The sequence below is a fragment of the Rhodococcus sp. KRD162 genome (assembly GCF_017168335.1).
Taxonomy (GTDB): Bacteria; Actinomycetota; Actinomycetes; order Mycobacteriales; family Mycobacteriaceae; genus Rhodococcoides.
Genome location: NZ_JABFAU010000003.1, coordinates 842,816 through 862,051, shown reverse-complemented (window position 1 = coordinate 862,051; position 19,236 = coordinate 842,816). Strand labels below are relative to the sequence as shown.

The 19,236-nt window shown below is 64.0% G+C and carries 20 protein-coding genes and 1 rRNA gene; 18 read left to right on the top strand and 3 right to left on the bottom strand.

The features are described from left to right. Window position 1: 1 nt before the first annotated feature. On the top strand, window positions 2-208 hold the full coding sequence (locus tag J1M87_RS06390) for a Trm112 family protein (RefSeq protein ID WP_206488656.1): 207 nt from the start codon (window positions 2-4) through the stop codon (window positions 206-208). Window positions 209-246: 38 nt separating this feature from the next. Here J1M87_RS06390 and J1M87_RS06385 read toward each other — a convergent pair whose 3' ends face one another. The 3 genes from J1M87_RS06385 to J1M87_RS06375 all read right to left on the bottom strand — a co-directional run bounded on the left by J1M87_RS06385 (window position 247) and on the right by J1M87_RS06375 (window position 2,440). Further along, window positions 247-873 (bottom strand): TetR family transcriptional regulator, encoded by a 627-nt coding sequence (locus J1M87_RS06385; RefSeq protein WP_241256342.1) that lies wholly within the window; start codon window positions 871-873, stop codon window positions 247-249. A 74-nt stretch (window positions 874-947) separates the two neighbouring features. Beyond that, window positions 948-1,703 (bottom strand): ABC transporter permease, encoded by a 756-nt coding sequence (locus tag J1M87_RS06380; protein WP_206488655.1) that lies wholly within the window; start codon window positions 1,701-1,703, stop codon window positions 948-950. Continuing rightward, window positions 1,703-2,440 (bottom strand): ABC transporter ATP-binding protein, encoded by a 738-nt coding sequence (locus J1M87_RS06375; protein ID WP_206488654.1) that lies wholly within the window; start codon window positions 2,438-2,440, stop codon window positions 1,703-1,705. Before J1M87_RS06375 ends, J1M87_RS06380 begins: the two co-directional genes overlap by 1 nt. Window positions 2,441-2,499: 59 nt before the next feature. On the opposite strand from J1M87_RS06375, the gene J1M87_RS06370 reads away from it, so the two are divergent. The 17 genes from J1M87_RS06370 (at window position 2,500) to scpB (ending at window position 19,224) form a co-directional block, all read left to right on the top strand. Continuing rightward, entirely contained in the window at window positions 2,500-3,168 is a 669-nt protein-coding gene (locus J1M87_RS06370) for a DNA-3-methyladenine glycosylase (protein WP_206488653.1), read from the top strand. A gap of 29 nt (window positions 3,169-3,197) precedes the next feature. Further along, entirely contained in the window at window positions 3,198-4,472 is a 1,275-nt protein-coding gene (tyrS, locus tag J1M87_RS06365; RefSeq protein WP_206488652.1) for a tyrosine--tRNA ligase, read from the top strand. A 584-nt stretch (window positions 4,473-5,056) separates the two neighbouring features. After that, window positions 5,057-5,173, top strand: a 5S ribosomal RNA gene (gene rrf, locus J1M87_RS06360). A gap of 72 nt (window positions 5,174-5,245) precedes the next feature. Then, a complete protein-coding gene (locus tag J1M87_RS06355; protein WP_206488651.1) occupies window positions 5,246-6,127 on the top strand; it encodes a M48 family metallopeptidase in 882 nt (293 codons plus the stop codon). Continuing rightward, window positions 6,124-7,113: an HAD-IIA family hydrolase gene (locus tag J1M87_RS06350; RefSeq protein ID WP_206488650.1), complete on the top strand. Its 990-nt coding sequence runs from the start codon at window positions 6,124-6,126 to the stop codon at window positions 7,111-7,113. Before J1M87_RS06355 ends, J1M87_RS06350 begins: the two co-directional genes overlap by 4 nt. 64 nt (window positions 7,114-7,177) lie before the next feature. Further along, window positions 7,178-7,420, top strand: coding sequence for a hypothetical protein (locus J1M87_RS06345; RefSeq protein ID WP_206488649.1), 243 nt, complete (start codon window positions 7,178-7,180; stop codon window positions 7,418-7,420). A gap of 1 nt (window position 7,421) precedes the next feature. Beyond that, the gene (locus tag J1M87_RS06340) at window positions 7,422-8,243 is read left to right on the top strand and encodes a TlyA family RNA methyltransferase (RefSeq protein ID WP_206488648.1); all 822 of its coding nucleotides are present in this window, start codon (window positions 7,422-7,424) and stop codon (window positions 8,241-8,243) included. Continuing rightward, window positions 8,240-9,205 carry an NAD kinase gene (locus J1M87_RS06335; RefSeq protein WP_206488647.1) on the top strand — a complete coding sequence of 322 codons (966 nt, stop codon included), beginning with the start codon at window positions 8,240-8,242 and terminating at the stop codon, window positions 9,203-9,205. Before J1M87_RS06340 ends, J1M87_RS06335 begins: the two co-directional genes overlap by 4 nt. 2 nt (window positions 9,206-9,207) lie before the next feature. Then, on the top strand, window positions 9,208-10,977 hold the full coding sequence (gene recN / locus J1M87_RS06330) for a DNA repair protein RecN (RefSeq protein WP_206488646.1): 1,770 nt from the start codon (window positions 9,208-9,210) through the stop codon (window positions 10,975-10,977). An 84-nt stretch (window positions 10,978-11,061) separates the two neighbouring features. Continuing rightward, the gene (gene steA / locus J1M87_RS06325; protein WP_206488645.1) at window positions 11,062-12,246 is read left to right on the top strand and encodes a putative cytokinetic ring protein SteA; all 1,185 of its coding nucleotides are present in this window, start codon (window positions 11,062-11,064) and stop codon (window positions 12,244-12,246) included. Then, entirely contained in the window at window positions 12,243-13,190 is a 948-nt protein-coding gene (locus J1M87_RS06320; protein WP_206488644.1) for a copper transporter, read from the top strand. Before steA ends, J1M87_RS06320 begins: the two co-directional genes overlap by 4 nt. A 150-nt stretch (window positions 13,191-13,340) precedes the next feature. After that, the gene (locus tag J1M87_RS06315) at window positions 13,341-15,074 is read left to right on the top strand and encodes a CTP synthase (protein WP_206488643.1); all 1,734 of its coding nucleotides are present in this window, start codon (window positions 13,341-13,343) and stop codon (window positions 15,072-15,074) included. Continuing rightward, complete coding sequence (locus J1M87_RS06310; RefSeq protein ID WP_206488642.1) at window positions 15,071-15,703, top strand: NUDIX hydrolase; 633 nt, start codon at window positions 15,071-15,073, stop codon at window positions 15,701-15,703. Before J1M87_RS06315 ends, J1M87_RS06310 begins: the two co-directional genes overlap by 4 nt. Window positions 15,704-15,708: 5 nt before the next feature. Then, entirely contained in the window at window positions 15,709-16,623 is a 915-nt protein-coding gene (gene xerD, locus J1M87_RS06305; RefSeq protein WP_206488641.1) for a site-specific tyrosine recombinase XerD, read from the top strand. A 110-nt stretch (window positions 16,624-16,733) separates the two neighbouring features. Then, window positions 16,734-17,696, top strand: coding sequence for a ParA family protein (locus J1M87_RS06300; protein WP_206488640.1), 963 nt, complete (start codon window positions 16,734-16,736; stop codon window positions 17,694-17,696). 26 nt (window positions 17,697-17,722) lie between these two features. Next, window positions 17,723-18,529: a segregation/condensation protein A gene (locus J1M87_RS06295; RefSeq protein WP_307830747.1), complete on the top strand. Its 807-nt coding sequence runs from the start codon at window positions 17,723-17,725 to the stop codon at window positions 18,527-18,529. Continuing rightward, window positions 18,526-19,224 (top strand): SMC-Scp complex subunit ScpB, encoded by a 699-nt coding sequence (scpB, locus tag J1M87_RS06290; RefSeq protein ID WP_241256340.1) that lies wholly within the window; start codon window positions 18,526-18,528, stop codon window positions 19,222-19,224. Before J1M87_RS06295 ends, scpB begins: the two co-directional genes overlap by 4 nt. Window positions 19,225-19,236 lie beyond the last annotated feature (12 nt).

Sequence of the window (19,236 nt, the reverse complement as noted above, 5' to 3'; positions counted from 1 at the left end):
CGTGGCGATCGATCAGACACTGCTCTCCATCCTTGCCTGCCCCGTGGACAAGGGGCCGCTGCTGTTGGTCGAGGGCGAGTTGCTCTACAACCCCCGTCTTCGGCGCGCGTATCCCATCGAGAACGGCATTCCCGTTCTGCTTGCCGACGACGCCCGCGACGTGGACGACGCCGAGCACGACGCGATTGTCGCGCGCGCCCAGTCCTGAGCCTCGGGATTTCGGGTCGCTGCTGTTCACGAGTTGGATCAGCGGCTCGACCTCGTCGGGAGCGGCCCGGTGAGGTACCGCTGCAAGGTCGGGGCCACCCAATCGACAACTCGTTCGGCGGGCATCGAGGCGAGTGGTTCCAACTTCAGGATGTGACGGCTGAGCAGCAGTCCGGACATCTGAGTGGCCACCAGGTTGACGCGCTCGAGCGCCGATCCCGCTGGTTCGTCGACGCGGGCAGCAATGTCTCGAAGTACCACCTGCATGAGGAACGTCCTGAGCAGACCGGTGTCTCCGGTGGCGATCATGGTGCGAAACGCGGCGATGACTGCGTCACTGTTGTCGGATTCCCACACTCCGAGTACGCCGGTGACGAGCGCTCGACCCAGGTCATCGGTGTCCGCGGACAGCACCCGTTCGAGCGTGTCGCTCGGGTCGATCGGCAGTGCGATCGATGCGACGAACAGTTCCCGCTTGGTGCCGAAGTAGTGGTGGACCAGTGCAGAGTCGACGCCGGCACCAGCGGCAACGGCGCGTACCGATGTCTTGTCGAACCCCTGTCGAGCGAACAGTCCGCGGGCGGACTCCAGAATGGCGTCTCTGGTACCTGATCGCCCCGGCCGACGACCGGTTCGGGTCGCGGACGGATCTGTTTCGTTCACCATTCGATCCACCATTGCGGACGGCCCGTTTCCACTCCCTCGCGGGGTCTTTCCGTGCTCACGGGTGTTGTCGGGTGTCATGGGGTTCTGCGGCGCAGCGTGGCCGCGGCGGCGCACAGTGCCAGGACGGTGCAGCCACCGACCACCGCGAGATCTCTGCCCATTTCCGCGGTCACGCCGGGGTTGAGTGAGATTTGTTGGAGAGCGTCGACGGCGTAGGTGAGGGGGAGCACGTTGCTGATGGCGTGTAGCCAGTCCGGCATCTGATCGCGTGCCACCAGGAGCCCGCAGAGAAACAGCTGGGGGATCACCACGACCGGCATGAACTGCACCGCCTGAAACTCGGTTCGGGCGAACGCACTGCACAGCAGTCCGATGGCGACGCCCAGCATGGCATCGAGCACAGCGATGACCACCACCCAGCCGACGGGACCCGCGGTCGTCAAACCGAGTAGCCCGAATGCGACCCCGCAGGCGAGAGCGGCCTGCACAACGGCGGTGAGCGAGAACGCGGATCCGTAGCTCGCGAGGAGGTCGAGTTTGGACATCGGAGTGGTCAGCAGTCTTTCCAGTGTCCCCGACGTCCGTTCGCGTTGCATCGCGATGGACGTGATGAGGAACATGACCACGAACGGCAGGATCCCGAGCATCGTGATCGCGATTCGGTCGAACAGCGGCTGCTGTCCTGGCATGGTCGGCACGTTCTTGTACAGGAAGTACAGCAGCACCATCAGGAGGGTGGGCACCAACAGGATCATCGCGATCGTGCGGTGGTCGGCTCGCAGTTGGCGCAGGATTCGGCCTGTGCCGGCGGCGTAGATCTGCTTGTTCATCACTGGGCTCCGGTGATCTGAGTCGACTCGATCAGTGTCAGAAACGCATGCTCGAGGTTGGTCTCGTTGGTCCGGGTGAGCAATTCGTCCGGACTGAGCTGAGCCAGTACGGATCCCTCGCGCATGAGAATGAGCGAACTGCAGTGCTCGGCTTCTTCCATGACGTGGCTGGACACCACGATCGTCGTCCCGCCGGCGGCGATATCGGCGAATCGCGACCATAGTTCGGCGCGCAGGACGGGATCGAGGCCCACGGTCGGTTCGTCGAGCACGAGCAACTCAGGCTCCGCGACCAGTGCGCTCGCCAATGAGACGCGCCCGAGCTGGCCGCCAGAGAGTTGCCCTGCGCGCGAGGACGCCCAGTTCGTCAGTCCGACCGAATCGATGGCCGCGTTCACCGCAGGTGCACGACGGCCGTACATGGCCCCGAAGTACTGGACGTTCTCACGAACGGTCAGGTCCAGGTAGACGCTCGGACTCTGGGTGACGTACCCGACCTTGCTCCGTAGGGCTGTGGAACCCGCCGGAGCTCCGAGGACAGTGACAGTTCCACTCCGGACGACCTGGGTACCGACGATGGCGCGGATCAGGGTCGTTTTTCCGCAGCCCGAAGGCCCGAGAAGTCCGGTGATCGCTCCCCGCGGAATCGTCAGATCCACCTCGTGCAGCACCTCGCGTCCTCCGCGGTGGATCGTCAACTGTTCGATGTCGACGGCGTACTCGTGTGCCTGAGGCATTGCGACCTCCTAAATTCATCAACCGATGAAATAATCGGGTGATGAATTTATAGGCCTGGATGTGCCGACCAGTCAAGCGGCGGCATCATGTGGGGGTGGATGTGCGAGATCTCGAGCGCGGCGGTCCCGCAGACGCCGCTGTGCGGTTGCTGGGCGGCATCGTGACGGCAGGTGAGGTGGCAGTTCGGATAGCGGAGGTCGAGGCCTATGGCGGACCGATCGACAGTTCTTGGCCGGACGCGGCGTCCCATTCGTTCCGGGGAGCCACTGCTCGAAATTCCGTCATGTTCGGGCCGGCCGGACGTCTGTACGTGTACCTCAGTTACGGCATGCACCTGTGCATGAACGTCACCTGCGGCCGAGCAGGCACAGCAGGTGCGGTATTGCTGCGTGCCGGCGAGGTGCTGTCCGGTGCTGGGGTCGTCGAGACCAGGCGCGGAGCCGCGAGACGGTGGGCCAGAGGCGCGGCAAGCGGTCCGGGCAATCTGGGACGAGCGCTCGGTGTCGGGTTGCAGGACAACGGAACCGACATGTTCGACGCTTCGGCACCGGTCACACTCGAACTCCTCAGTCGGCCGCTGACAGGTAGTGTCGTCGGATGTGGTCCGCGGGTCGGGGTGAGTCAGACGGCCGATCGCCGGTGGCGTTTCTGGATGCAGGGATCGCCGGCGGTGTCGGCCTACCGACGAAGCCCGCGTGCGCCCTCGAGCGGTGAGCCCGAGAGCTGACCCACGTGGTCGTGCGGGAGGATGTACCCGTGAGTGACAACATCATCGACGAAATGACCTGGCGCGGACTGATCGCGCAGTCCACCGATGTGGACGCTCTGCGCAAGGCAGCGGCCGAGGGACCGATCACGCTGTACTCCGGTTTCGATCCGACCGGACCCTCGCTGCACGCCGGCCACTTGGTGCCTTTGCTTGCGCTCAAGCGGTTCCAACGTGCCGGGCACCGGCCGATCATTCTGGCCGGCGGTGCTACAGGGCTCATCGGTGATCCACGCGACGTGGGGGAGCGGACCATGAACTCGCCCGCGGTGGTGACCGAGTGGGCTTCGCGCATACGCGGTCAGCTTCAGCGATTCGTCGATCTGGACGACAGCCCCACAGGTGCAGTGGTCGTCGACAACTTGTCGTGGACGGGTGAGCTGTCAGCCATCGATTTTCTCCGGGACATCGGCAAACACTTCTCGGTCAACGTGATGTTGGCTCGCGACACGGTCAAGACCAGGCTCGAGGGCGATGGGATGTCGTACACCGAGTTCAGTTACATGCTGCTGCAGGCCAATGACTACGTGCAGTTGCGCCGCGAGTACGGCTGCACTCTGCAAATCGGCGGCTCGGATCAGTGGGGCAACATCATCGCCGGGGTGGAGCTGAACCGTAGGCAGGATGCCGAGCCGGTCCATGCATTGACGGTTCCCTTGGTCACCTCGGCCGATGGCAAGAAGTTCGGCAAGTCCACCGGTGGTGGAAGTTTGTGGCTCGACCCGGAGATGACGAGTCCGTACGCCTGGTACCAGTACTTCGTGAATACCGGCGATGCGGACGTCGTGAAATACCTGCGCTGGTTCACGTTCCTGTCCCAGGATGAGCTGGCAGAGCTCGAGGTGGCGACCGCGGAACGTCCACATGCCCGCGAAGCGCAGAAACGCTTGGCAGCCGAGATGACGACGCTCGTGCACGGGGAAGCGGCAACTCGATCGGTCGAACTCGCCAGCCGGGCTCTGTTCGGGCGAGCGGAACTCACGGACCTCGACGAAGCGACTCTTGCAGCTGCCCTTCATGAGGCCTCCGTCGCAGAGGTCTCGGTCGATTCACCCAGGACCATCGTCGATCTGCTTGTCGCTACCGGTCTGAGCGAAAGCAAGGGTGCGGCCCGACGGGCTGTCAAAGAAGGCGGCGCGTCGATCAACAACGTCAAGATCTCCGACGAAGAGTGGACGCCGACTGCGGAGGACCTACTCCACGGCCAGTGGTTGGTGGTTCGCCGCGGCAAGCGGAACTTTGCGGGCGCGCGGCTCGCGCGCTAGAGCATAGGCTTGTCTTCAGTGGCCGGAGTCACATCCGTGTAATTTGGTTTCCGAGCCCGGCAGACGGGTAACCAGGCGGCCGTGGCCAGGCTGTTCACGCCTTTCGCGTGAAAATGACCTGGGGATTTGACGCGCTGTTATCCGGGGCGTAACTTTGTCCAAGTCAGAGCGACACGGACGCCAGCCCAGACCGCAAGGCCTGAGCGAAGCGAGTTCGCCTGCGCAAATCCAAGAATCACGAACCCGATGGGGTTCAGACGCTTGGTGGGTGTGACGCCGGCTTGACCGCGCACGATCATCTGATCTAGGCTGGAACAGTTGCCCTTGAGGCCTGCGGATTGTGTTCGTGGGGTTTGGGTGTGTGCGTGTTCTTTGAGAACTCAACAGTGTGTCGATGAATGTCAGTGCCGAATTTTTGTTTGGTGGTATGCATTCGATGTATCAGCTGCCCGCTTGTGGTGGTTGTTGTCGGGTGTTGTTTTGAAATGCTAGTTGAGTTTTTTTGCTAGTGATTTGACTCTTTCATGTTTATGACTGATTCACGGTTTTCGGATCGTTGTTTCGAGAGTCTTTTACCACAGAGTTACGGCGGCCATAGCGGAGGGGAAACGCCCGGACCCATTCCGAACCCGGAAGCTAAGCCCTCCAGCGCCGATGGTACTGCACTCGACAGGGTGTGGGAGAGTAGGACACCGCCGAACACCCGTTGTAAGAAGGGGACCCACTTGGTGGGTCCCCTTTTTGCGTTTTACCCGATAGTCGAAAGGACGCCCGTGTCGGAAGACAACAACGATCGTCGCTCCGTCCGTGGGGACCGCGGCAACCGCCCGAGCGAATCGCGCGATCGCAACCCGCGCTCTCAGGATCGTCGCGGCGACGCTCGTCGTTCGGATGGCCCACCCCGCCGTCGTGGCGGAGAAGGCGGCTTCTCCGGGGACCGTCGTGGAAACAGCACTTCCTCGGACCGTCGACCACCCCGTCCCGATGAGCCCGATCTTCCCGACGAGGTCGAGGCGGGCGAGCTGGAGCCGGCAGTTCGTCGAGATCTGCTGAGCCTGGACAAGAACAACGCAACCGCCGTTGCTCGGCACCTCGTGATGACCAGCCGGCTGCTCGACGATGATCCTCAGCTGGCGCTGCTGCACGCACGCGCAGCTCGTCAGCGCGCAGGCCGTATTGCCGTCGTGCGCGAGACCGCGGGCATCGCGGCCTACCACGCAGGGGAATGGGCAGAAGCTCTGTCCGAGCTACGTGCCGCCCGCCGAATGGCTGGTGGCCCAGGATTGATTGCGGTGATGGCCGACTGCGAACGTGGGCTCGGTCGTCCCGAGCGAGCCATCGAGCTCGGTCGTAGCGACGAGGCGCGCGAATTGACCGGTGAGCAAGCGTCGGAGCTGCGCATCGTTGTCGCGGGAGCGCGGATGGACCTCGACCAATACGACCAAGCCGTCGTGACGCTGCAGACCCCCGATCTCGACGCGTCACGCTCGGGAACCGCAGCAGCTCGGCTCTTCTACGTCTACGCCGATGCGCTGGTAGCGGCCGGTCGCGTCGACGAGGGCGTGAAGTGGTTCCTCAATGCCGCAGCAGCCGATGTCGATGGTGAGACCGACGCCGAAGAGCGAGTCGAGGAGCTGTCCGGAGGCAGCCAGTGACGTTGCTGCGCGACGCACACGATGTGCTGCTGCTGGATCTCGACGGCACCGTCTACGCCGGTAAGGACCCCATTCCAGGAGCCGTCGAGGCGCTGTCGGGTGGTTCCGAAAAGCAGTACTTCGTGACCAACAACGCGAGCCGGGCTCCCGAGGACGTTGCCGAACATCTTCGCGGTCTCGGCTTCGATACCTCTGCAGAGTTCGTGGTCACCAGCTCCGAGGCAGCCGCTCGGGTGCTTGCGGACCGGTTGGATTCGGGTGCTCCCGTACTCGTCGTCGGCACCGATGCACTGGCCGACGAGATCGCCAAGGTCGGTCTGGAGCCCGTCAGATCAGCTGACGACAATCCCGTCGCCGTGGTTCAGGGGCATTCGGTCGAGACCGGGTGGGCGATACTTGCCGAGGCCGTGCTCGCCATCCGTGCGGGTGCGCTGTGGGTGGCGACCAACATCGATGCCACCCTGCCCACAGAGCGTGGACTTGTTCTGGGCAACGGTTCGATGGTCGCAGCGGTTCGCAATGCCACCGACATCGAGCCGGTCGTGGCAGGAAAGCCGGCTGCACCGATCATGCAGGATGCCATCGAACGCAGCGGCGCGCGCTCGGCCTTGGTCGTCGGGGACCGCCTCGACACCGATATCGCAGGCGCGAACGAGACACAGCTACCCTCGCTGCTGGTGTTGACCGGCGTCAGTACGGCGGCCGAGTTGTTGCGCGCTCCTGAGCACCTGCGACCCACCCACATCGGCTACGACCTGGATGTGTTGAACCGGCCCGAGGACGCCTCCCGCGTCGGCGTCAAAGACAGGTGGACGGTGGCGATCGACGACGCGGTGTTGTCGGTGCGATTCGACGGTGATTCGGAACCCGATGCGCTCGACGGTGCTCTCGCCGTGCTGCACGTTGCCTGGTCGGGCTCTGATTTCTCCGAGGTTCGCTTCGAGGGCGATCGGCTCGGGGATCTACGCTCGCTGCTCGGTTGCTGACGCCGCGTCCGGACGGCGGCGGCGATCGGGCGTTCGTCGTACCCATCCGATAGCGTGAGGGGCGATGAGCGCGTCGATTCCACTACCAGGGCAGCACCGGCCGAGCAGTGCCGGCGATGAGTCGTCGGCAGATCCTGACAGTATCCGAGCCGAGGTCACTGCACTGCTGAATCAGCTCACGATCGGCAAGGCAAGCGAAACCGAGGTCGAGGCAGTGGATTCGGACGCCTTGTCGCGGGACGCCAGTCTGCTGGACCGGGCGCACGAGGTTCTCGTTCGTGCCCTGACCACCGTCGACAAGACCTGACGTGGCACGTCGCGCTCGGGTCGATGCCGAGCTTGTTCGTCGTGGACTGGCGAGATCTCGGGAGCACGCCTCGGAGCTGATCGAGGCAGGTCGGGTGAAAATTGCCGGAGCGGTGGCGTCCAAGCCTGCCACGGCGGTGGAGCCGGGGACGCCGCTGTTGGTGGCCGAAGAGGACAACGAGATCAGCTGGGCGTCCCGCGGTGCCCACAAACTACTCGGTGCGCTCGATGCTTTCGAGCCGCTCGGACTCACCGTCGAACATGCTCGTTGCCTCGATGCGGGAGCGTCCACCGGTGGATTCACCGACGTCCTTCTCAGTCGAGGCGTACGGGAAGTGGTGGCCGTCGATGTCGGATACGGGCAGCTGGTGTGGCGGCTGCAGTCCGACGATCGGGTGCACGTCGTCGACCGCACCAACGTCAGGTCCATCGACGCGAACATGATCGGGGGGCCGGTAGAGGTGATCGTCGCCGACCTGTCGTTCATCTCCTTGAAGCTCGTTCTTCCCGCCTTCGTCGCGTGCTCGAAGCCGGGCACCAACATGGTGTTGATGGTCAAACCTCAGTTCGAGGTCGGCAAGGATCGGGTGGGCTCCGGTGGAGTGGTGCGAGATCCTGCACTGCGGGCCGAGGCGGTCGAAGATGTCGCGAACGCGGCCGTCGCGTTGAACCTCGTGGTTCGGGCGGTCGCAGCAAGCCCACTGCCGGGACCTTCGGGCAACGTCGAGTACTTTTTGTGGCTGAGTGCAGGTGCGGACGACGCTTCACCGCGCCCCGACATCCCGGAACTTGTCCGGCTCGCGATCGAGGAAGGACCACAGTGACTCCGTCCCACGCATCACCGGAACTGGAGTCGATTCGAGAAATACTTCTCGTCGCTCATCCCGGCAGGCCGGATATCGCCGAGACCGCACGGCGAGTGGGCAAGGTGTTCGACGAAGCAGGGATCTGCCTCCGTGTGCTCGTGGACGAGGTGGAGCCCTCCAAGATCGAGGCCTCGGATTCGCAGGAGCACGATCACGTGTTCGTTGCCGACATGAAGCTCAACGTCGTGGAATTCGGTCCCGACGCGGCGGTGGGCTGCGAGATGGTTCTGGTTCTCGGTGGTGACGGAACATTCCTGCGGGCAGCCGAGCTCGCGCAGGCGGCGGCGATCCCAGTTCTCGGTATCAACCTCGGACACGTCGGATTTCTCGCCGAGGCAGAGGCCGATCATCTCGAGGACGCTCTGGCGCGGGTAATTGCAGGCGATTACCGCATCGAGCGTCGGATGACCTTGGACATCGCGATTCGTGTCGGCGATCAGGTGGTCGAACGCGGTTGGGCTCTCAACGAGGCGAGCATCGAGAACGGGTCTCGGCTCGGAGTGCTCGAGGTGGTACTCGAAGTGGACGGACGGCCGGTCTCGGCGTTCGGCTGCGACGGTGTGCTGATCTCGACCCCGACGGGGTCGACGGCGTACGCCTTCTCGGCCGGAGGGCCGGTGGTGTGGCCGGAACTCGAAGCCATCCTGGTTATTCCGAGTAATGCGCATGCGCTGTTCGCCCGACCGCTGGTGACGAGCCCGGAATCGATAGTCGCAGTCGAGATCGATGCCGGTGGACATGCGGGATTCGTATTCTGCGACGGCAGGCGAACACTGAGTCTGCCTGCCGGTGCTCGGGTGGAGGTGGTGCGGGGCGCATCGCCGATCAAATGGGTACGGCTCGACTCGGCACCGTTCGCCGATCGCATGGTCAAGAAATTCGAACTGCCCGTCACCGGGTGGCGGGGGAGAGCGAGGTAGGCATGCTCGAAGAGATTCGGATCGACAGCCTCGGAGTCATCTCCGGCGCCAGCGCACAGTTTCACGAGGGCTTGACCGTTCTCACCGGCGAAACCGGCGCAGGCAAGACCATGGTGGTCACCAGCTTGCACCTGCTCTCGGGTGCGCGCGCCGACGCGGGCCGGGTTCGGCTCGGCGCGCAACGCGCCGTGGTCGAGGGGCGATTCAGCACCGATACCGCTTCGGAGCAGGTGATCGAGGACGTCGACAAGGTACTCGAATCCTCGGGTGGGCAACGCGATGAGGACAATTCGATCATTGCCGTACGAACGGTCAACTCGGACGGTCGTTCTCGGGCTCATCTCGGTGGACGAAGCGTGCCCGCGTCCGTGCTGTCGAACTTCACCGACACCTTGCTGACTGTGCATGGTCAAAACGACCAACTGCGTTTGCTCCGTCCGGACCAGCAACTCGGGGCGCTCGACCGGTTCGCCGGAGATTCGGTGGCAGAACTGCTCGCCAAGTACCGTACTGCTCGCAAGACGTGGCTCGATGCACGCAACGAGCTGATCGACCGCACCGAACGAAGTCGCGAATTGGCCCAGGAAGCCGATCGTCTCCAGTTCGGCCTGCAGGAGATCGACGCACTGGCTCCGGAGCCGGGTGAGGACCGATCCGTCGCCGAGGATGTGCGTCGGCTGGGGGACCTCGACTCGTTGCGCGAGACCGCAGAAGGCGCAGCGGCCGCATTGGTCGGAAGTACCGAGGAGGCGTCGGACACGATGTCCGCGCTGTATCTGTTGGGTGAGGCACGCTCTCGCCTCGAACACGCCGACGATGCGGCCCTCACCGAACTGCTGCCACGACTGAACGACGCGATGGCGATCGTGGGCGATGTCGGGGCCGACCTGACCTCGTATCTGACGGATCTGCCGTCCGACCCGGGTGCTCTCGACACGATCCTGAACCGGCAGGCCGAGTTGAAGTCGTTGACGCGCAAGTACGCGGCCGATGTCGACGGTGTGATCGCATGGGCCGAGGATGCGCGCGAGCGACTCTCCCGCATCGATACCTCGGCCGACGCGCTCGCCCAGTTGAGTGCCGAAGTCGAGGCGGCCGCAGTCGATGTCGCCGGGGCGGCGACGAAGCTCAGTGCAGCCAGGGCGAAGGCGTCGGCGAAACTCGCGAAGGCAGTCAGCGTCGAGCTGGCTGGTTTGGCGATGGGGAAGGCCAAGCTGCAGATCGACGTGCGTGCGCTGCCGGCAGGCCCGTCCGATTCGGCTCCGATCGTGGTCGACGGAGTCGAGCTGCACGCGGGCAGCAACGGGGTCGACGAGGTCGAGTTCCGTCTCTCTGCCCACGAGGGTGCCCAGGCTCTGCCGATCAGCAAGAGTGCGTCCGGCGGCGAGCTGTCGCGGGTGATGCTGGCCCTCGAGGTGGTGTTGGCGGGCTCGGAAAAGGGCGCGACCATGGTGTTCGACGAGGTCGACGCGGGCGTGGGTGGCCGCGCTGCCGTCGAGGTCGGTCGACGGCTGGGACGGTTGGCTCGCACTCATCAGGTCATCGTGGTCACGCACTTGCCGCAGGTAGCGGCGTTTGCCGATACGCACCTGGTCGTCGACAAGACAGACGCGAAGAAGGGTGCGGCGAACAGCGGTGTCCGAACATTGTCGTCGTCGGAACGCGTCGTGGAGCTCGCACGAATGCTGGCCGGTCTGGACGACACTGAGACCGGTCGGGCGCACGCAGAAGAGCTGTTGGCCACCGCACATGCGGACCGAGCCGCCCTGTAACTTTTGGTGCTGATGTGATCAGTGTGGTAGTTGTTTCGGCGCGCCTCCATCGTCGTGCGTGTCCATCGGGTCATCATGGTCGACATGAAGATGCCGGCTCTGCTGTCACGTAGCCAGGATTCGCTGCCCGGAATCACCGGGATCGCGCGAGTCGATCGCAACACGGCCAAGCTGCTCAAACGGGTCGGACCGGGTGACATCGTCGTACTCGACGAGCTCGACCTGGACCGACTGACCGCGGACGCACTCGTCGAGGCAGGGGTCCTCGCGGTGGTCAATGCGTCGCCGTCGATTTCCGGGCGATATCCCAACCTCGGTCCCGAGGTCATCGTGGCCAACGGGATCACCTTGATCGACTCGGCCGGCACCGAGATCTTCAAGAAGATCAAGGACGGCTCCAAGGTTCGGCTCAACGACGGTGGCGTCTACACCGGTGATCGGCGCCTCGCCAAAGGCGAAGAGCAGAGCGAAGCCGAGATCTCGGACAAGATGATCGAGGCCAAGACCGGACTCGTCGATCACCTGGAAGCATTCTCGGGCAACACGATCGAGTTCATCAGGACCGAGAGCCCATTGCTGATCGACGGCGTCGGAGTGCCGGACATCGACATCGATCTCGAGGGTCGGCACGTCGTCATCGTCGCCGACGGACCCGGCCACGCCGAGGACTTGAAGAACCTCAAGCCCTTCATCAAGGAGTATTCGCCCGTCATCATCGGGGTTGGGGCAGGTGCCGATACCGCGATGAAGGCCGGTCATCGACCCGATCTTATCGTCGGCGATCCCGAGGACATCACTGCACAGACGCTCAAATGTGGTGCAGAGGTGGTACTTCCGGCCGATTCGGACGGTCATGCCCAAGGTCTAGAGCGCATCCAGGATCTCGGTATCGGTGCCATGACGTTCCCGGCCACCGGCGCTGCCGCCGATCTTGCCCTGCTGTTGGCGGATCATCACGGGGCCTCACTGATCGTGTCGGTCGGTAGCCCGGCCAGCCTCGACGAGTTCTTCGATCGTGGTCGACGCAACACCAATCCCGCCGCGTTCATGACGCGTCTGAAGGTAGGTGCCAAACTGGTCGACGCCAAGGCAGTGGCAACGCTGTACCGAAGCCGGGTTTCCGGCGGTGCGATCGCTCTGCTGATCCTGGCCGCACTGGTCGCCGTCATCGTGGCGTTGGCTGTGTCCAACATCGGTGGTGAAGGGTTGGATTGGGCGATCGACCTGTGGAATCGGTTCGCGCTGTGGTTCCAGGGGTTGCTTCCGTGATTTCGCTTCGCCAACATGCCATTTCGCTGGCAGCAGTTTTCGTTGCGCTGGCCATCGGCATCGTGCTCGGATCGGGTCTGCTGTCGAGCGGACTGGTATCGGGGCTACGTGACGACAAGTCCGGTCTCGAAACGCAGGTCGATGATCTTCAGGCGACGAACAATCGACTCGGTGAGCAACTCAACTCGGCCGACGGGTTCGATGCCGCGGTGTCGGGCCGGGTATTACGAGATACGTTGGTCGATCGCAGCGTGGTGGTCATCACCACCCCGGATGCCGATCCCAGTGATGTGGACGGGGTTACGCGCTCCATCGACGCGTCGGGGGCCAGCGTAACCGGCCGTGTCTCACTGACCGACTCGTTCGTCTCTGCCGCGAACGGTGACGATCTGCGTACTCGCCTCACCAACGTCATTCCCGCTGGTGTGCAGTTACGCACCGGTGCCGTCGATCAAGGCAGTCTGGCAGGCGACCTGCTGGGTTCGGTGCTGCTGCTCAACGCAGAGACCGCACAACCGCAGTCCACTCCCGAGGAGCTGTCATTGGCTTTGGAGACACTGCGCAGTGGCGGGTTCATCGCCTACGACAACGGCGCTGTCTCCCCGGCTCAGCTGGCGGTGGTCATCACCGGTTCCGGTGCCTCGGACGTCGAGGACGGCAATCGCGGTGCCATCGTGGCGCGCTTCGCCGGTGCTCTCGATGCACGGGGAGCCGGGGCAGTGCTGGCGGGCAGGTCCGGAGCCGCCGAGGGCAACGGACCGATCGCCGTCGTGCGAGCCGACTCCGCTCTGTCGTCCTCGCTCAGCACGGTCGACAACGTCGATCGTGAAGCCGGACGGATCACCACGGTTCTCGCTCTCGCCGAGCAACTGGACGGGACGTCGGGCCGATACGGCACCGGAGCCAACGCGAACGCGGTGACCGTGGGAGCGCCTGCGAGCTGACCGGCGCAAGAACGAGCGTGTCGTTGGCGGTGAGGTACGTACTGGTGTTACCGTGAAGTCCCGTGGGTAGCAGGCCCAATTTCCACGCTTCACCTCTCTTATCAGCCCCCTGGTAGGAGCAAGCCCTGCAGACTCGTCACGGGAGCCTCATTGTCACGCCTTCAGTCGCGTTCCGACACCAAGCACATCTTCGTCAGCGGAGGCGTCGCGTCTTCGCTCGGAAAAGGTCTGACGGCGTCCAGCCTCGGCCAGCTACTGACCGCACGCGGACTTCGCGTGACCATGCAGAAGCTCGATCCTTACCTCAATGTAGATCCCGGCACGATGAATCCGTTCCAACACGGTGAAGTGTTCGTCACCGAGGACGGCTCCGAAACCGATCTCGATGTCGGTCATTACGAGCGGTTTCTCGACCGCGATCTGTCGGGATTCGCGAACGTCACCACCGGGCAGGTGTACTCGACCGTCATCGCCAAGGAGCGTCGCGGCGAGTACCTGGGCGATACCGTCCAGGTCATCCCACACATCACCGACGAGATCAAGCGTCGCATTCTCGCGATGAACGGGCCTGATCTGCAGGGGCATCAGCCGGATGTGGTGATCACCGAGATCGGCGGCACCGTAGGCGATATCGAGTCGCAGCCGTTCCTCGAGGCTGCGCGCCAGGTACGCCACGACGTAGGCCGCAACAACGTCTTCTTCCTGCACGTCTCGCTCGTTCCCTTCCTTGCGCCCTCCGGCGAGCTCAAGACCAAGCCCACCCAGCACTCCGTCGCAGCTCTGCGCAGCATCGGCATTCAGCCCGACGCCCTGATTCTTCGGTGCGATCGCGACGTGTCGCCCGGGCTCAAGAACAAGATCGCGCTCATGTGCGATGTCGACGTCGACGGTTGTATCTCCACCCCCGACGCGCCGTCGATCTACGACATTCCCAAGGTGCTGCACAAAGAGGGCCTGGACGCCTATGTCGTCCGCCAGCTCGGACTGCCGTTCCGCGACGTCGACTGGACCGTCTGGGGCGGACTGCTCGAGCGCGTCCACCAGCCTCGGGAAACCGTGCGGGTCGGTCTGGTCGGCAAATACGTGGACCTGCCCGATGCTTATCTGTCGGTCACCGAGGCGCTGCGGGCCGGTGGGTTCGCTCATCGCGCCAAGGTCGAGATCAAGTGGGTTCCATCGGACGAGTGCGCGACGCAGGCCGGCGCACAGGCCGCCCTCGGCGATGTCGATGCCGTGCTCATTCCCGGTGGCTTCGGTATCCGTGGTATCGAAGGCAAGCTCGGGGCCATCGAGTTCGTCCGTACGCGCAAGATTCCGCTGTTGGGGTTGTGCCTCGGACTGCAGTGTGTCGTCATCGAGGCGGCTCGTTCGGTCGGTCTGAGCGATGCAAATTCCGCCGAGTTCGATCCGGACACCAAGGATCCGGTGATCTCCACGATGGCCGATCAGGAAGATGCCGTCGCCGGTGACGCCGATCTCGGCGGAACCATGCGACTCGGCGCTTATCCGGCGACGCTGCAGAAAGGTTCGGTTGTCGCGGCGTCGTACGGCACCGAGAACGTCTCCGAGCGGCACCGTCATCGCTATGAGGTCAACAATGACTACCGCGATCGAATTGCCAAGAGCGGCTTGGTCTTCAGCGGAACCTCACCCGACGGACACTTGGTCGAATTCGTCGAACTGCCCACATCGATGCACCCGTTCTTCGTCGCCACCCAGGCACACCCGGAGCTCAAGAGTCGGCCCACTCGGCCGCATCCGTTGTTCGCCTCGTTGATCAACGCGGCGTTGAAGTACAAGGCTGCCGAGCGTCTACCGGTCGATGTGCACGGAGACGCTGCACTGGTCGAGGAGTCGGACGCCGGCGCCGACAGCGTCGGATGAGCGAGGATCGGCACGACTTCACCACCCTCGATTCGACGGTGGTGTACTCCGGTGCCATTCTCGCGCTGCGGCTCGATCGAGTGGCGATGCCGAACGGTCGACGGGCCGAGCGTGAGGTGATCGAGCATCACGGCGCGGTCGGCATTCTGGCCGTCGACGATCAGGATCGGGTCGCGATGATCGAGCAGTACCGCCATCCTGTCGGTCGCCGACTGTGGGAGTTGCCCGCCGGTCTGTTGGACGAGCCGGGGGAGGAGCCGGTGCTGGCCGCTCAGCGCGAACTGGCCGAGGAGACCGGTCTTGCCGCCGGCACCTGGTCTGTGTTGGTGGACGTGATGGCTTCGCCGGGGTTCACCGACGAGGCGGTGCGAATTTTCCTCGCACAAGACCTGACCCGAGTCGATCGACCGGAGGCACACGACGAGGAAGCCGATATTCGCCTCTCGTTCGTGCCGATGGACGAGGCCGTGCGGCGTGCGCTCGCAGGGGAGATCGTCAACGCGTCCGCCGTATCGGGCATTCTCGCACTCGCGGCGGCCCGAGCTGCCGGTACCGAGCTGCGCCCGGCCGACGCTCCGTGGACCGATGTGCCCACTGCATTCGAGAAGCGGAAGAGTTCACGAAAGTAGCCGCCGTGATCGGCCAGCAGATTTCGACGTATCTCGACCATCTGGTGGTCGAGCGTGGGTCTGCGCCGAACACGGTGTCCTCGTACCGTCGTGATCTTGCGCGGTACGAGCGATTTCTGAGCGGCTACGGCATCACCGACCTGGCGAAGGTCACCGAGAACGACATCACCGAGTTCGTGCTGTATCTCCGCCGTGGGGACGACGAATTCGCGGCTCTCGCAGCGAGCTCGGCTGCTCGAACATTGATCGCCGTGCGAGGGCTTCATCGATTCGCGCTCGCGGAGGGCATGGTCGAGCGCAACGTCGCCAGTGAGGTCAAGCCGCCACAACCCGCCAAACGGCTGCCCAAGTCACTGCCCGTCGATCAGGTCGTGGAACTGCTCGAATCGGCGTCGATCGCCGGGCCCGACGCGCCGCGCGGACTGCGTGATCGGGCGCTGCTGGAATTGCTGTACTCCACCGGAGCTCGAATCTCCGAGGCGGTGGGACTCGATGTGGACGATATCGACACCGAGGCGCGGTCGGTGCTGTTGCGCGGTAAAGGTGGCAAGCATCGAATCGTCCCGGTCGGACGGCCTGCGATCGAGGCGATCGACGGATACCTCGTGCGCGGGCGACCGGGATTGGTGGCCAGATCGAACCCGGCATTGTTTCTCAACGTGCGGGGCGGCAGGCTTTCTCGACAGAGCGCGTGGCAGGTGCTGCAGGATTCGGCCGAGCGGGCCGGAATTACCTCCGGTGTCTCACCACATGTTCTTCGGCACTCGTTCGCCACCCATCTACTCGACGGCGGTGCCGACGTTCGCGTCGTGCAGGAGCTGTTGGGTCACGCGTCGGTGACGACGACCCAGATCTACACCCTCGTCACCGTGACTACGATGCGTGAGGTGTGGGCGGGCGCGCATCCGCGGGCCCAGTAGCACGAGGTCCACAGCCACGTGTCAGCGTGTCCGATGACAGTGCCGGGCCCGCAGGCGGTAGCGTTTGGGTGAACTACTCGAAGACGAACGGGACAGGGGAGCGCTGGAACGTGTCGACACCGCAGCCGCCAGCGGCGGAGTCAGCCTCCGTTCACGCGCATCTCGAGGGCGCGCTCTTTCACACGCGTCAACCGGAATCGAGCCGAGAGTCCCGCGACATCATTCCCGCAGCGAACGAAGTGGGACCGACCGGGCGCAGAACCCGCATGGTTCCAGAGCCACAGCCCTTGGCCAGTCACGGTCCGGCGAAGATCATCGCCATGTGCAACCAGAAGGGTGGCGTCGGCAAGACGACGTCGACCATCAATCTCGGTGCCTCGTTGGCCGGCTACGGCCGTCGCGTTCTTCTCGTCGATCTCGACCCGCAGGGAGCACTGTCTGCGGGATTGGGAGTGGCACATCACGAACTCGACCTCACCGTGTACAACCTCCTGGTCGAAGCCAAGGTGTCCGCCGACGACGTGTTGATGCGCACCCGAGTCGAGAACCTCGATCTGCTGCCCAGCAACATCGATCTGTCCGCCGCAGAAATTCAACTGGTGACCGAGGTGGGGCGCGAGCAGACACTAGGGCGAGTGCTGCACCCGATTCTCGATCGCTACGACTATGTCCTCGTCGATTGCCAACCGTCTCTCGGTCTGCTGACCGTCAACGCGCTCACGTGCGCCGACGAGGTACTGATTCCGATGGAGTGCGAGTACTTCAGCCTCCGCGGACTGGCGCTGCTCAACGACACCGTCGAGAAGGTGCGTGATCGCCTCAATCCCCGGCTGAAGCTCGCCGGCATCGTGGTGACGATGTTCGATGCGCGCACGCTGCACTCGCGAGAGGTGATGACGCGAGTGGTCGAGGTGTTCGGCGATGTCGTCTACGACACCGTGATCACCCGTACCGTCCGGTTCCCCGAAACCAGTGTCGCTGGTGAACCGATCACCACCTGGGCACCGAAATCCGGCGGCGCGCAGGCGTATCGCGCTCTCGCGCGCGAGGTGATCTACCGGTCGGGGCCGTGACGGTCGACGCAGCCGACGAGGCTCCGATCGAGGTTGCGGCCGACGCGGATCCGTCGAAATTCCGGGTGCGGTTGCTCAACTTCGAAGGCCCGTTCGATCTGCTGCTCTCGCTGATCAGTCAGCACCGCATGGATGTCACCGAGGTGGCGTTGCACACCGTCACCGACGACTTCATCTCGTTCACCAAATCTCTCGGAGCCGATGTCGGTCTCGATCAAACCACCGAATTCTTGGTGGTCGCGGCGACGTTGCTGGATCTGAAGGCGGCTCGGTTGCTGCCGGCGGGCGATGTCGAGGACGCCGAGGACCTGGCGCTGCTCGAAGTGCGAGATCTGCTCTTCGCGCGGTTGCTGCAGTACCGCGCCTACAAGCAGGTCGCCCAGCTCTTCGGTGAGCTCGAAGCTGCTGCGCTGCGTCGATACCCGCGGTCGGTATCGGTGGAGGACAGGTACGTCGATCTCATTCCGGAGGTGTTGCTCGGCGTCGACCCGGCCCGGTTCGCCGACATCGCCGCAGCGGCCTTCCGGCCCAAGCCGATTCCGCAGGTGGGGCTCGATCACATTCATCAGCACGCGGTCTCGATTCCGGAGCAGGCGGAGTGGCTGCTCGAGAATCTGCAGGGCCGCGGACTCAACGAGTGGGCTTCGTTCTCGGAGTTGGTGCAGGACTGCGAGGTACAGGTCGAAATAATCGCGCGATTCCTGGCGTTGCTGGAACTGTTCCGGCAGCAAGTGATCGCATTCGAGCAACCGGAGCCGCTCGGCGACCTGCGAGTGAGCTGGACCGGTAAGGACGAAGGGCCCATCGTGGTCAACGAAGAGGACTACGCATGAGCACCGACTCGGAACCGAGCGATCCAGAACTCGAGCTCGAGGATGTCGACGGGTCCGAGGAGCTGGACGACGCCAGTCTCGCATCGGCACTCGAGGCGGTTCTGTTGATCGTCGACACCCCTGCCTCGGACGAGCAACTCGCCTCGGCCGTGGGGTCCTCGGTAGCGCGCGTGCGCTCGGCGCTGAACGAGATGGCCGCTGGACTCACCGAACGGATGAGCGGAATCGACTTGCGCTACGCCGGTGACGGGTGGCGCTTCTACACCCGAACCGCGTATGCGCCGTACGTCGAACGTCTGCTGCTCGACGGTGCTCGGTCCAAGCTCACACGCGCGGCATTGGAAACCCTGGCCGTCATCGCATATCGTCAACCGTTGACCCGCGCACGAGTCAGCGCCGTGCGTGGAGTCAATGTCGATGGAGTGATGCGTACGTTGCTCGCCCGTGGACTGATCTCCGAAGCAGGAACCGACCCGGAGACGACCGGCACGATGTACTGCACCACCGAGTTGTTTCTCGAACGGCTCGGACTCGCATCGCTCGGTGATCTACCCGAACTGGCACCGCTGTTGCCGGATGTGGACCTGATCGACGAGATCAGTGACAGCATGGACACCGACCCGAGAATGACCCGCTCCACCAAGAACCGCGGATCGACACCCGATCCGGCAGCCGAGCTCGACTCGGACGACTGATAGGTAAGACAA

Coding starts and splice junctions, on each gene's coding strand:
- J1M87_RS06385 (WP_241256342.1), bottom strand. CDS start 873: ATGGTGAACGAAACAGATCCGTCCGCGACCCGAACCGGTCGTCGGCCG.
- J1M87_RS06380 (WP_206488655.1), bottom strand. CDS start 1,703: ATGAACAAGCAGATCTACGCCGCCGGCACAGGCCGAATCCTGCGCCAA.
- J1M87_RS06375 (WP_206488654.1), bottom strand. CDS start 2,440: ATGCCTCAGGCACACGAGTACGCCGTCGACATCGAACAGTTGACGATC.
- J1M87_RS06370 (WP_206488653.1), top strand. CDS start 2,500: ATGTGCCGACCAGTCAAGCGGCGGCATCATGTGGGGGTGGATGTGCGA.
- J1M87_RS06345 (WP_206488649.1), top strand. CDS start 7,178: ATGAGCGCGTCGATTCCACTACCAGGGCAGCACCGGCCGAGCAGTGCC.
- recN (WP_206488646.1), top strand. CDS start 9,208: ATGCTCGAAGAGATTCGGATCGACAGCCTCGGAGTCATCTCCGGCGCC.
- steA (WP_206488645.1), top strand. CDS start 11,062: ATGAAGATGCCGGCTCTGCTGTCACGTAGCCAGGATTCGCTGCCCGGA.
- J1M87_RS06310 (WP_206488642.1), top strand. CDS start 15,071: ATGAGCGAGGATCGGCACGACTTCACCACCCTCGATTCGACGGTGGTG.
- scpB (WP_241256340.1), top strand. CDS start 18,526: ATGAGCACCGACTCGGAACCGAGCGATCCAGAACTCGAGCTCGAGGAT.